The organism is Candidatus Nitrospira salsa, assembly GCF_965152625.1.
Genome location: NZ_CBCUCO010000002.1, coordinates 1,068,721 through 1,081,756, shown reverse-complemented (window position 1 = coordinate 1,081,756; position 13,036 = coordinate 1,068,721). Strand labels below are relative to the sequence as shown.

General features: G+C 47.0%; 14 protein-coding genes and 1 pseudogene. 10 read left to right on the top strand and 5 right to left on the bottom strand.

The features are described from left to right. Window positions 1–96 precede the first annotated feature (96 nt). The 7 genes from ACWQXP_RS06810 to ACWQXP_RS06780 all read left to right on the top strand — a co-directional run bounded on the left by ACWQXP_RS06810 (window position 97) and on the right by ACWQXP_RS06780 (window position 5,108). On the top strand, window positions 97–687 hold the full coding sequence (locus tag ACWQXP_RS06810) for a CBS domain-containing protein (RefSeq protein WP_454062078.1): 591 nt from the start codon (window positions 97–99) through the stop codon (window positions 685–687). Between the two features lie 168 nt (window positions 688–855). Further along, window positions 856–1,263, top strand: a complete 408-nt coding sequence (locus ACWQXP_RS06805; RefSeq protein ID WP_454062077.1) for a response regulator — start codon at window positions 856–858, stop codon at window positions 1,261–1,263. 55 nt (window positions 1,264–1,318) lie between these two features. After that, entirely contained in the window at window positions 1,319–1,570 is a 252-nt protein-coding gene (locus ACWQXP_RS06800) for a hypothetical protein (protein WP_454062076.1), read from the top strand. A gap of 1,061 nt (window positions 1,571–2,631) precedes the next feature. Beyond that, window positions 2,632–3,594 carry a sugar phosphate nucleotidyltransferase gene (locus ACWQXP_RS06795; RefSeq protein WP_454062075.1) on the top strand — a complete coding sequence of 321 codons (963 nt, stop codon included), beginning with the start codon at window positions 2,632–2,634 and terminating at the stop codon, window positions 3,592–3,594. After that, a complete protein-coding gene (locus ACWQXP_RS06790; protein ID WP_454062074.1) occupies window positions 3,594–3,911 on the top strand; it encodes a DUF2934 domain-containing protein in 318 nt (105 codons plus the stop codon). The genes ACWQXP_RS06795 and ACWQXP_RS06790 overlap by 1 nt, the downstream gene beginning before the upstream one ends. A 144-nt stretch (window positions 3,912–4,055) precedes the next feature. Further along, the gene (locus ACWQXP_RS06785) at window positions 4,056–4,508 is read left to right on the top strand and encodes an Hsp20/alpha crystallin family protein (protein ID WP_454062073.1); all 453 of its coding nucleotides are present in this window, start codon (window positions 4,056–4,058) and stop codon (window positions 4,506–4,508) included. Between the two features lie 270 nt (window positions 4,509–4,778). Then, a complete protein-coding gene (locus ACWQXP_RS06780; protein ID WP_454062072.1) occupies window positions 4,779–5,108 on the top strand; it encodes a hypothetical protein in 330 nt (109 codons plus the stop codon). A gap of 242 nt (window positions 5,109–5,350) precedes the next feature. Here ACWQXP_RS06780 and ACWQXP_RS06775 read toward each other — a convergent pair whose 3' ends face one another. The 4 genes from ACWQXP_RS06775 to ACWQXP_RS06760 all read right to left on the bottom strand — a co-directional run bounded on the left by ACWQXP_RS06775 (window position 5,351) and on the right by ACWQXP_RS06760 (window position 9,125). After that, window positions 5,351–5,722: a c-type cytochrome gene (locus tag ACWQXP_RS06775; RefSeq protein ID WP_454062071.1), complete on the bottom strand. Its 372-nt coding sequence runs from the start codon at window positions 5,720–5,722 to the stop codon at window positions 5,351–5,353. Between the two features lie 149 nt (window positions 5,723–5,871). Further along, a complete protein-coding gene (locus ACWQXP_RS06770; RefSeq protein WP_454062070.1) occupies window positions 5,872–6,882 on the bottom strand; it encodes a cytochrome-c peroxidase in 1,011 nt (336 codons plus the stop codon). A 72-nt stretch (window positions 6,883–6,954) separates the two neighbouring features. Next, the gene (locus ACWQXP_RS06765) at window positions 6,955–7,596 is read right to left on the bottom strand and encodes a Tll0287-like domain-containing protein (RefSeq protein ID WP_454062069.1); all 642 of its coding nucleotides are present in this window, start codon (window positions 7,594–7,596) and stop codon (window positions 6,955–6,957) included. 116 nt (window positions 7,597–7,712) lie between these two features. Continuing rightward, complete coding sequence (locus ACWQXP_RS06760; protein ID WP_454062068.1) at window positions 7,713–9,125, bottom strand: rhodanese-like domain-containing protein; 1,413 nt, start codon at window positions 9,123–9,125, stop codon at window positions 7,713–7,715. Window positions 9,126–9,626: 501 nt separating this feature from the next. Here ACWQXP_RS06760 and ACWQXP_RS06755 point away from each other — a divergent pair. From ACWQXP_RS06755 to ACWQXP_RS06745, 3 genes and pseudogenes are all read left to right on the top strand, one after another. Next, complete coding sequence (locus ACWQXP_RS06755; RefSeq protein ID WP_454062067.1) at window positions 9,627–9,788, top strand: hypothetical protein; 162 nt, start codon at window positions 9,627–9,629, stop codon at window positions 9,786–9,788. Between the two features lie 303 nt (window positions 9,789–10,091). After that, window positions 10,092–11,287, top strand: a pseudogene (locus tag ACWQXP_RS06750) (FAD-dependent oxidoreductase). Between the two features lie 34 nt (window positions 11,288–11,321). Beyond that, a complete protein-coding gene (locus ACWQXP_RS06745; RefSeq protein WP_454062066.1) occupies window positions 11,322–12,071 on the top strand; it encodes a sulfite exporter TauE/SafE family protein in 750 nt (249 codons plus the stop codon). A 346-nt stretch (window positions 12,072–12,417) separates the two neighbouring features. Here ACWQXP_RS06745 and ACWQXP_RS06740 read toward each other — a convergent pair whose 3' ends face one another. After that, on the bottom strand, window positions 12,418–12,849 hold the full coding sequence (locus ACWQXP_RS06740; RefSeq protein ID WP_454062065.1) for a CBS domain-containing protein: 432 nt from the start codon (window positions 12,847–12,849) through the stop codon (window positions 12,418–12,420). Window positions 12,850–13,036 lie beyond the last annotated feature (187 nt).

Sequence of the window (13,036 nt, the reverse complement as noted above, 5' to 3'; positions counted from 1 at the left end):
TAGGGGTTTGCCTAGTTTCTTTTGCCCATCGCTTTCACTAACCTGACCGCTATTGTTTGCGGCTTCTGTACCATTAATTTTACAGGTAGATGACTTATGAAAATCTCATCCTCCTCAATACTTGTCGAAGATATCATGAGTCCTTTTGTCGTTCCGTTGCAAAAAGGTGTTCCTGTTGGCAAAGAACTCGCGAGGCAGTTGTTTTCCGCACGGTTGTTTGGCTGGCCTGTGGTGGATGAAGAGCAACACCTGGTGGGGATTGTCACGAGAAGCGATGTTCTGAAAGCATTGACAGAAGGTTTGGACCAATCAAAAGTTCAACCAGAACAAATTATGAACCTCTCTTTCATTTCTGTCAGGATAGAGCACTCTTTGTCGGATGCCCTACATGCTATGGTAGAACATAGATTGTCGAGAATTCCTGTGGTGGAAAATCGTCGTTTAGTAGGCATGGTATCGCATGCTGATCTTCTCCATCATCTCCTTGCACCCGGACATGCCAAATCGGTGGCGTTAGATTGGTGTTATCGGTGCGAACAGGTACAGATTTCGAATGTTTGTGTTATCAGTGCAGAAGATTGGTGTGAGCTTCCATACTTCTTGCTCACACATCGCGTAGATTTTTCAGAAGTGAGTATCGTGCCAACCTATTGTCCTCACTGCTTACCGCTTATGAACAGAGTCTGAAATCTAACTATTCCCCGTTGCTAGCTACGGAGTCACCGAACAAAGGGAAGAGCTTGAGAAACCGTGGAGCCACAAAAAGAGTAGCTCCTCCTCTGATTACTCCGTTGCTTGCGGCGGGGATCTTTTATTCGACATGGTCGTTCGAGTTCTCACGTTGAGAGGAACATAATGAAACAACGCATTTTAATCGTTGATGACGAGCCTGTGAATACTCGATTTCTAGAATCGGCATTGGGATTTTTAGGATTTGATGTCGTCATTGCACATAATGGTCGCGAAGGACTAGAAATTTTAACACATATGATTGTTGATGGTGTCCTATTGGATGTGAATATGCCGATTATGGATGGGCGCACCATGTTGGATGAGCTTCGTTGGAAGGGATATACGATGCCTGTGATTGTGATGTCTGGTAGAATTGACGAATCAACAATGAGATTATTTCTTCAAGAAGGTGCCCAGGCCTTTTTGATAAAACCTTTTGACATCAAACCATTCCAAAATATCTGCCAGCGGATCTTCGAAGATAACCAAGAGCAGCAGATGTCCTCATCCCAACTCTCCTCACGCAGGTAAACGGAATGAAAAGCTCCCAAAAGGCAATGTACATTTCACTCGATAGGAATCAAATATGAATCGTACTCTCTCCTCAGATGCTGTCAGTGTAGGGAAACGGTGTCCTCGGTGTAACGGGCTTCTTGTCGTCACTCTGTTGGAATCCGATCCTTCCAATTCAATCGAACCGTTATTCTCAAAAATGTGGCGTTGTTTGAATTGCGGTACGCTGCTGGACCTCAAAATACTCAGCAATCAGTCTCTGAGGACGAAGCGGGTTTCAGTGAGTGACGTTTCTTCGGCAGATGCTACTGATGATTACGAATAGAAGAAGAGGGACAAGGATTCGTTTTTCAAATATTTGCATAAAACATAAGGCATCTGCGAGGTGACATATTGAAGGATTTCGGGATGGCTTACTGTCTCTCCATGAATCGGATGAATGAAAGAACGTTACTTGAGGATTACAAACTCATGGCTATGCGGTTTACTGTTCGCACGATGGAAATGAAGAACCCCTGTCCCTTCTTTTTTTAGTATCGCTCTCTGTCAGTCTTATCGAGCGCTATTTCAACGAGCTCAGTGGGATAGAAGTCTTTAGGAAGCTTGGAACACAGAGGTCTAAATGATTCTCCTGTCCGGAATGTCCGTGAATACGGACATTCCGGACAGTTGATTCTTGTGGTGTTGATCCCATGGGTGAAAAAACCGGTGGCCTCAGACCAGCTGTAGAATGCGATACGAGATGTTCTTGGTTCTTTGGACAAATGTAGAACAGGGAATGTGCTATGACATCCAAGGAAGCCGGACGTTTACAGAAGATATGGTTATTACAATATGATGACAAATTATGTTCTCATAGTCGGGTCGTTGACTCTCTAATAACGAACGATAATCAGAATTCAGAAAGTTTGGTTTGTCGAGAATGTGGAGCGGTCTTTCCCGATCCCTTAACGCGGCTTGGATGAGTGTCCCAGTTCTTGACGATACTGAAACACGGTATCAGACGATGTTGATTTTTGGGACATATGCTTTCTTGGATATGTGGTCAATCGCCTCACGCCCTTTCGACATGAGTACCTCACTTGTATGTCCTTCCCTTCACCATTATAGATTCATGTTCCCATTCAACGTCACGCTCCATGCCCTATTCGAAGTCGTAAGGACCTGGCATCGCCGTTACTTGAAGCATGAATCCAGCTTAGGTAGAGAGCGAACACACTTCAATCAAATAGACTTCGACCTGCGTGAAAATCGTAACGCGTTTATGAAAATACCTGTCTGTTATTGGCATTGTTCTTGAATCACTGCCAGTTCATACGACGCAAGCTGAATAGAGCCAGCGCACTTATTGATTCATTAATTTTCCTAACCAGAGAGGGAGACTCAATGATGTCAACCCACGTGAATGAAAATCTTTGGTCTATCGTACTTGCAGGCGGTGAAGGAGAACGTACACGTCCCTTTATTGAAGAATGGCTCGGCTATCATCTTCCGAAGCAGTATTGTACGTTCGTGGGGAACCGTTCCATGCTTCAACACACGTGGGATCGAGCAATCCATACTAACGCACCTGCTCAACAAGTCACCGTGGTGGCTCGACATCATCGTCAACATGCGTTGTCCCAGGCTATTCAAGAAACGGCTGGGCACGTTATTCTTCAACCACAGAATCGAGATACTGCTGCCGGCATTTTCTTGCCGTTGACCTATATTCGAGCTCGAAATCCTCATGCCACCGTCGTGATCTACCCGGCAGATCATTTTGTGTTTCCTAAAGATCAATTTATAGAGACGGTACAGCGAGCAATTCAAGCAACAAGCATTTTTCAAAATCGCATCATGCTCTTAGGTGTCCGGCCAACAGGCCTTGAGCTTGAATACGGATGGATTGAGCCGGGAGGGCCTCTGGGTTGGAGTCACGGACAGTGCGTGCGTCGAGTTCATGCGTTTCTTGAGAAACCAGGCCCTCTCGAGGGCTTAACGGCGTTGTCCAATGAAGCTCTCTGGAACACGTTTATAATGGCTGCGAACGTGACGACGTTGTGGCGATTAGGGTGGAAGTACATGCCTGAAGTCATGGAGCCATTTCAAAGATTAGAACATGCGATTGGTACATCTCGGGAAAGCTCGACGCTCGATGAGATTTATTGTGATATGCCAAAAAGAAATTTTTCATCTGATCTTTTAGCCCGTGCCCCTGAATCTGTTGGAGTGATCGAACTCAAAGATGTTTTATGGAGTGATTGGGGTCGACCTGAACGTATTATTGATATGCTTCGAGTAATTGGAAAAGAGCCAGCATTTTCTCAAAAACATGTGAAACGTCCTGAGCTTGTGGAGGTCTCGTGATGAAAAAAAAAGATACAGCAACCCATAACCTATCACCGGAGCAAGCCTCTGACGTGTCACCACGTCGTGCGAAGCTCATTAAAAAACGAGTCAGAACTTCAACTAAAACATTAACTGAAGATGTCATAACCCCTAATCGTACGAGTTGGGGCGACACTGCTGGTCGTCAGGATATACCTACTCCACATTTTGAAGAACGAATAGCCTTTAGGGCATATGAACGCTTTCTCGATCGAGGCGGGCATCATGGACACGATCTTACAGACTGGCTTGCCGCTGAACGGGAGGTAATGTCAGACAGTCAATGTAGTCCGTAATGGTTGTTTCCAGCCTCTGAAGACCACAGATCAGATGTTCATCGTTTACCGCTGTCACGTTACTAGAGGCGAAAATTTATCTTTGTTGAAGGACATGCAGAGGGATAGGTTTGCATTATATTTATTATACAAGGAGGACTTGTTATGAATATGCTAACACGTTGGGATCCGATGCAAGAGTTTCAAGACTTCGAAAAACGCCTGGGTTCATGGTTTGGACGTGCACCGGTTTCGAAAAACGGCGAGAAGGAATCGATGCGATTGACTGAATGGGCACCGTTAGTCGATATTACCGAAGATGACAAAGAGTACCTGATTAAGGCTGATTTGCCAGAAATGAAAAAAGACGATATCAACGTCACCGTTCGTGAGGGAATACTCACACTCTCGGGTGAACGAAAGTATGAAAAAGAAGAGAAAGACAAAAAATATCATCGTGTCGAGCGGGCATACGGCAGCTTCCAGCGAAGTTTTAGTATGCCTGACGATACTGATGAAAGTAAGGTTTCTGCTCAATTCAAAGATGGCGTAATGCAGGTTCATTTGCCGAAAAGCGAAAAGGCCAAAGTCAAAACACATGAGATAAAGGTCGGCTGAGCAGAGGCGCAACACAATAATCTTATGGTAGTTGAACGAATGGGTGTTTACGACATAGAAGCAACGAAGGTATAAGCGGGAAGAGGCCTTTTTATCTTCCCGCTTATACCAGGGAGCCAAGAGTCAATCATGAGGAAAGCGCATGGATAAACTGTTCAATTCAGTCGTGTATGCCAGACGTTTCTCGTGTTTCTGGCCATATTCGCGTTCGGAATGAGCGCAAGACGATGGAGAACGGTTACTCTCACTTCGTTTTAGCGGAGCATTATCGTGACAGATCGAAAGTTCCGACTGTGTGCATTCGCGTTCAGTTTATTCTTACCGTTCACCATGAGTGATCTCGTTTGGTCTCAAAACTCCTCTCACGATCCTGATCGTCTTCAAAGCCAAGCCTCACTTCAGAACCAGGACCCAGAAAAAGAGATGTATTGGGAAAAAGAACAACTTCTTGAGCAGCTCAAAGAGACAGAAACGAAGCAAGAACATTTGCAGGAGCCTATCCCTTCTCAAGACCGCTCCGAGTCACCAAGTTCTCCTTTGACCGGATCAAACCGTGGAGTAGGGCAGGGTGGTGAGATGGGACAGGGCGGAGGCCGATAACATATTCCACCGTTACCTCCTTCTTGTTTACTAATTAAAGCAGCAAGCACTCCCCACCTAGAAGGTCGGAGAAAGATTGGTCAAGCTTTATGGTTTAAATAGTTAACCTCACGTCATATTCGATAGATCTGAGTACCATTCATGACCATCAGAGGCGACATTTAACATTTCGAATTGACTTTCAACACCTCACACTATTCTGTTCATACCCTGGTTGGGGCATCAAAAGTTGTGGTAAAGGATTACTTGCTTGCGACTGCTTGAAATGGGGCAAGCAGACGAATATATGCAATCACATCCATAATGTCTTGGTCTGTTAACCGGTCAGCCCAGCCATGCATCGGACTATACACAACTCCGTATTTTATAGTGGAAAACAGGTCGCTGTTCGTTTTCATGATGGATTCTGGCGAGTGGAAGTCCGCTGGTTTCACGATCAGATAGGCGCCTTCCTCTCCATTTCCATCTCCATTTTGACCATGGCAGCGCATACAGCTACGTTCATAAATGTGACGCCCATTTACAGGATCTTCGGAAAAATCTTGTGCGTACACGGAAACGGTTAAGAACATAAAGATTCCAAGAAATTTAGTTATCATGAATATCTGATACATTTTAATAGACTCCTTCTATGGATTGAACTTTTTCGGGATTTTTCCACATCGAATTTCTTCCTGACAGGCACATCATAAGCGTCTTCTTATTCTGGGAGTGTCGGCATTGCAAACGGGATTTCCTCTCCTTTGAGCGCTTGAAGGAACGCCTAAAGCTCACCCTTTTCTTTCTTCGTCAAATTAAGTGGTTTCATGAAAGTGCTCTTGTTGGCATCGTCTCCCCCGCCTTTGTCTAAGAAATCAATGACTTCTTCTAATGTCTGAAACGCGCCATCGTGCATGTACGGAGCCGTCTCGTCAATGCTCCGGAGTGTCGGAGTCTTAAATGCACGCCTATCTTTCTCTAAACGTGTCACATCGTACCGTCCCAGATCCTCCTTCTGAGGCCCAACTTGGGGGACACCAAGATTGTGGAATTGGTTATCGGTAAAGTTTGGACCGTTATGACAGAGGATACATCGCCCTTTTCCTTTAAACAGTGCCACACCTTTCACGGCCGAATCATTCATTGAAGTTTTGTCTCCCAAGACATACTTATCAAAGGAGGAGTTCGTCGAGATGACGGTTCGTTCATACGCGGCTAAGGCTTCCGCAATATTTTGAAGGTTGACGCTTGTGCCAAACACTTTTTGAAATAGATCTTGATAGCCTTTTATTTTCCGTATCTTTATGCTCACAAACTCATGTGTTTCCGCCATTTCAACCGGATTCTGTATCGGACCCAAGGCTTGTTCTTCCAACGAACTCACTCGACCATCCCAAAACGGCACAGGATTGAACGCCGTGTTATACACTGTTGGCGAATTCCGGCCGCCTTTCTTTCCCCCTACCCCGATAGAAACTGGCTTGGGATCCGCAAAGCCCATCGTGGGAAGATGACAAAATGCACAAGAGATAGCATTATTTTTCGATAATCGGCCATCGAAATACAGTTGTTTCCCTAAATCGACTTTTGCTTTGTAGTTCACATTGGTCGGTGGAATAGGGACAATCGTTGGAAGGGGGCCGATGTCGGGCACACTCATACCGTCAATCTCGACGGTATCGGTGTTAAACTTCGTCGGTGGTGTGAGGTTGGCGTCAACGCCTGTATTCAAATAAAACACCGCGAATGCTACACATACCATGAATATGACAAACCATCTTTGTTGAATGTTCATAACGTACTCCTTCAAGATCATCTTTTTTGGAATCTTTCCTACATCAGGATGTTCTTTTCCTTCGTCATGTTGCTAGCACGGTTTATTGACCCTGCCCATCGATTGGATACTTAAGCTGACCGCCCCGCGGAGGTCTCCCACTTTGTACCCCGTGGCTGCGTCATGGGGGTAGTGTTTGTTGAGCATATCTTGAATCGCTTCGGGTATTTGCTGAGGGGTTCCATGACAGAGCTCACATTTCGGTTGAATACCAATCGGTTTCATAAATCGAAAATATTGGCCTCCCGGTTCAGAGACAACCTCGCTATAGGTCATCTCAGTAAAACGCTCGCCGTCTTTGGCGCGTGTTGAAAATTGCTTAAGCACTTCCTGTTCCCAGGCGTCCGGCATACCGAGTAAGGGGTTCCGTACTCGTGTGCCAATTCGTGTTACGCGCCAGCCGTTTCCCCGAGATAATCGATTAGCAATCTTCGGAGCCAGCCCAGTGCACATCGTAATAGCTTCTATGGGACCACCTTTCTTCATTTCCGCCGTCAGCGCTGCGCCTAACTCCTTGAGAAATTCTCCCGCCACTACATTTGCAGCCTTTTCTTTTGGGGCCATGATCGAAGAACCTTGCTGAGGATCAGAAGCCCATACTGAGAAACTCAGGACGGTTGTCATCGCCAAAGCAAGGAAGAAAAAGAGAAGCCTATTCATTTTTTTCGTTTTCATGTTTTTTCCCTCTGCTTGGATTTAACCCTTTACAAAAAATAACAATGAGAGAAGTTCCTCCTGCCTTGATACTTCGAAGGCTGTGCCTCTGTCTGGCTAATGGCCGAATGATCAGGTCACGACGCTGCGGCAGCAGTACTCTTTGGTTGTTCCACAGCCTTCTCCCATGCATCGATCCCACCAACAAGGTCCATGACATTGGTAATTCTGTGTTTTTCCAAGAGACTCGCCGCAATGGAAGAGCGATAGCCTGAAGCACAATGCACGACAATTTGTCGGTCTCGAGTCACTTCATCGAGACGTTCTTCTAGATGATTCACCGGAATATTTACACTGTGACCAATTTGTTTTTCTTTCCATTCCTCTTCTTTACGCACATCAAGTATAAGTGGGGGTTCGACCGTTTGTAGTTCCTCTGCTACTGTCTGGGCCGTGATACGAGCCGTGCGACCCACGAGATCAGAGCGATGACCCAAGGCTTCCATTCCCTGGTCTAGATACCCTTCGACCTGATCAAAGCCAATTCGCCCTAACCGCATCGCGGCTTCTGATTCACGGCCAGGCTCGGCAATGATTACTATCGATTTTTTTTGAGAAAGAATCGTACCCGCCCAAGTTGCAAATTTCCCCCCGAGTCCAATATTCACACTTCCCACGAGATGCCCTCCGGCAAAATCGGCAGGATCGCGGACATCCACCACTTGAGCCCCCCGGCCCATTAATCTAAGAACTTTGTCGAGCGGTAAGGGATTCAGTTCTTGTTTCAACACTTGCTCGAGGGTGGCACGTTCACTTTTATTCAGCTTGGCATCATAACTAAAATACTTTGGTGCCTCTGGTTGGTTTGCCGTCACTATTTTGATGAATTCTTCTTTCTTCATCGGCTGTAGGGCATAGTTGTATTTGCGTTGTGTCTCCATGGTAGAAAAGGTTTCCGTACTCAGGTTTTTCCCACACATAGACCCGGCTCCATGAGCGGGGTAGACGAGCGTTTCGTTCGGCAGAGGAAGAAGTTTGTTCTGCAAAGAATCATAGAGCATGCCAGCCAACTCATCGGCACTGACGCCAACAGATGCCATGAGGTCAGGACGTCCCACATCACCAATAAACAATGTATCCCCTGTAAGTACCGCGTGGGGAGTGGTCTCACTCTTTTTCAGATCGTAGACGAGGATAGAAATCCCTTCAGGCGTATGCCCTGGGGTTTCGAGCACTTGGAGGCGGACTTTTCCGAACTCCACCTTTTCGCCATCCTTGAATGATCGGAAGGGGAAGTCAGCCTGGGCTTTGGCACCTAAACAAATCTCGGCTCCCACCCGATCTCGCAACTCAAGATGTCCAGCCACAAAATCGGCATGAAAGTGCGTAAGAAAGACATATTGGATTTTTAATTTTTGGTCTTCAGCGTCCTTGAGATACTGGTCGATGTCGCGTTGTGGATCAACGATGGCCGCGGTTTGTGTTTCCTCATCTCCGATCAAATACGACGCATGAGCTAAGCATCCTAAATAATATTGTTTGAAAATCATGTTGTCCTCCTTCCCTCTCCAGTACGATTGTTCATGTCGCTGTTAGAGAAATCATGGTTGAATGAGTGCAGCATACTTCTTCTTGCAATCAACTCTTCTGCAATACAGGTGCCGTGACGCAGAATTCGTGTTTGCGGTGAAAGAGATATAGTCCAATGCCCATTCCTTCAATGAGGTGTTTTCTAGGAGACGCAAAGCTCAGTACAGTTCAATTGTGGAAAAAGTCCTCGCTAGGGAGGCGTTGGGGTGAAGCAAATTGCTACATAAGTGTGAGCGACGCCTCATAAACCCGTGATCTTTCTGAATGGTGCAAGTTTCTTGAGGAGTAGTCTATCTCTTTAGGCTTCTCACTCCCTTAATGTTGATCAAGGTGCACACGTTGCTGCTCTGGCATCATGCTTGCTCATATACCGTTCAAGTAGCCGCGCCGTGAGTCAAAGCGAGGCAAAGATGGAAAGATGTGAAGGCTTTATTTCAAGAACAATCTAAAAGGAGAACGCCATGAACAACGTCGCGTTTTATTTTTTACTTGTATCCATGATCTTGAACTTTATTGTGGTGGCCTATCAGATCAATAAAAAGCATTCGGCGATCGTCGTGTCATGTACAGGGCTTGCGATCGTGATGCAGGCCATGACCATGCGCTATGTCGCGATTTCTTAGATTAGATGACACGGCACGATTCAGATTGCGAGAGAATGAGCCCACGGGTAGTGGTGTGGGTCTCTATGGACAAAGTGTTGAAGGGTAAGTGTGGATGCCATGCTCTCTGAGCAACTAATTGATAAGTAGCTGTTGTGGAGAATGGCAGTGTGTGCACATGGCTCGTATCGATCAGATATTTACCCAATGCAGTTGGAGGGGAGTTTTGCTTTTTCACGAAGCGGTTTAGGGAGCTAACAGCATGACAGAGACGGGACCAAGATGATTCACTCGACTAAAGAAAAGACCAATTTCTTTGCTGATATCTCCAGAATGCGTCATTACCAAGTGGTGATCGTTGGAGGAGGTGCGGCTGGTGTTTCTGTGGCCGCTCGTCTTTGCCGAATACTCGAATTCGGAAGCGTGGCTGTCGTGGCGCCATCTACCGTGCATCACTATCAGCCGTTGTGGACGCTCGTGGGAGGCGGCATCTATCCCCGGGAGTTCAGTGAACGTCGTGAAGCTTCAGTAATTCCAGAAAAGGCAGAGTGGCTCCTTGAGACGGTGGCAGGTATTGATCCCAAGAAAAACGAAGTTTTCGTGCAGAGTGGCTTACGGCTTCGCTATGACTATCTCGTGGTCTGTCCTGGCATGCAACTCGACTGGGAGAAGATCGAAGGCCTTAAAGGCAACATCGGGAAATTTGGCATTTGCAGCAACTATAGTTACGAAACGGTGCAACACACCTGGCCGACGATCGAGGGGTTTAAAAGCGGAAAAGCGCTCTTCACACACCCCAAGACGCCGATCAAATGTGGTGGGGCTCCGCAAAAAATCATGTACTTAGCCGAATCCACTTTTCGTGATCGCGCGATCCGCCAAAAGGCCGAAATCCATTTTGTCAGTGGGATGGCAGACAGCTTTACTGCGCCTCATTACGCCAAGGTCCTTGACCAAGTCATGCGGGATCGCGGCATTACGGCACACTACCATCGTAATCTCATGGCTATTCGTCCCGAAGAGCGTATCGCAGTGTTTGAACGGCTGGACCGGCCCGGTGAATATGAGGAGTTCGACTATACGCTTATTCACGTGACGCCACCGATGAGTGCACCTGATTTTATCAAGCAGAGTCGACTTGCCAATGATGCTGGCTGGGTAGACGTCGACAAGCATACCCTTCAGCATTCTACGTATCCGAATGTGTTCAGTCTGGGTGATGCCAGTAGTCTGCCTACCTCGAAAACCGCAGCAGCGATCCGCCGTCAGGCCCCAGTATTAGTTGAGAATCTCTTGAGTGTCATTAAGGGGAAGGAGCCTCACGTCCATTACGACGGGTACACGTCGTGTCCAATTGTCACTGACTATGGAAACTCATCTTAGCCGAGTTTGCTTACGACAAGAATCCCTGCGAGACTTTTCCGTTCGATCAGTCAAAAGAGCGGCTGAGCATGTACCTGCTCAAGAAACATGTGCTACCGCCGTTATATTGGCATGGCATGCTCAAGGGCCGTGTCTGAGTTTACACACCGAGATGAAAAATCGAGGTGACTGTTGTTTCTAGCTTTCACAGGAGCCCTAGCTATTGGTCTGAGCCTTGGACTGATGGGGTCGGGTGGGTCGATTTTGACTGTCCCCATCCTGGTCTATCTCGTAGGCCAAGATGAGAAGATTGCGATAGCCGGCTCTCTTTTTATCGTTGGCTGTATCGCCGCGGTTGGTGGGCTCCAGAGCGCCGTTCAGAAGAATGTCCACTGGCACAGTGTCCTCTGGTTTGGGCTACCCGGAATGGTTGGTGCGTGGCTGGGAGCACAGCTATCCATCTTTGTCTCGGGTAGAGTGCAGCTCTTATTGTTCGTGTTTGTGATGCTAGCGGCGGGTGTGTTCATGCTGAGGCCCACTCAGTTCAAGCCTGACACACATCAGCGTACCGTCTGGAAAGTTGCGCTGGACGGTCTCCTTGTGGGCATGTTGACGGGGCTTGTTGGTGTTGGTGGCGGATTTCTGATTGTGCCGGCCCTGGTCCTTCTTGGTGGGTTGCCCATGCACCTTGCAATTGGCAGCAGCTTGATCATCATCGCGCTCAAGTCATTCAGCGGGTTTGCCAAATATCTCGAGGTGCTGAGTCATCACGAGCAAACGCTGGACTGGACGATCTTAGGAACGTTCGTCGGCCTCGGCTTAGTCGGCACGGTGTTCGGTGGTGTGATCGCCAGCCGCTTGCCCCAGAATTTCTTACAGAAAATGTTTGCGGGGATCCTGTTTCTCATGAGCGCAGCGATGCTCGGGGCCATGGTGCTGTAGATGAATCTAAACGACAAGAGTCTTAGTCTGTATATGAGCGTGTTATTCTGTTGATCAAGACATAACATGTGTGTGTGGGAGCGTACGTGGAAAACGCTATACTGTACAGTCGACGGCAATTTGGATTGACTGTTCTCAGACCATTGGAGAATTGATGGTTTTCGAAGTTTAATCGGAAAGGATGGAGGTAAAGATGAGAACGATTCTTCAACCCCGTAATCATATGTTTTGGGTGTTGAGTGAAAACGGAGATTGAGCTAAGGAATTGTCAAAAACAGAATGGGGGTGTCCCTCCTTGATGGGCGCAGAAGCTTCCAGCAATGTGTTCGGCCTGTGATTCGAATTGTTAGCATTTCCATTCCAATCCTAATCCAAGTTTGACCCAAGCCTGGAGCAGGTCATGTCTTGTGATACATCCAATCGTCACACCGCCCTTTTCAACCGGAAGGTTCAAGAATCGACTTTTCTCCATAATTTTCACGGCTTCACCGATGGTCGTGTAGGCTGTCACGGGTACACGGTCTTTGACCATCAGATCTGCAGCGGTAACCCGATTGAGGTCCTTCCCGTCTGCGAGGGCTTGCAGTATATTAAATTCACTGATAAACCCAACAAATTTTCCCTTCTGATCCACGACTGGCGCTCCAGGCGCGTGGTTCGAGAGTAATAACACGGCGATGGCCAAACCGTTTTGCTCATGTTGAAAACGCAGCCTATTGCTTCCGACGATTCCTTCTATGGTTGAGTTTTCAGCTGCAGAAATTTTTTCTGAATCCATCGGACACTCCTTATGTATTGTTCGTTCTGTTTACCTCACCTACTAAAAGCCATGGCATGACTGTGAATTTTCCAGACGTCGAAATATACCATGAAATTTTCACACATGCTTCCCCTTCCTCGGCTAACTACGGAAGACAGAACATGATGCTTTTCACCAACTCATGCAATGAATAAAAACTCCCACT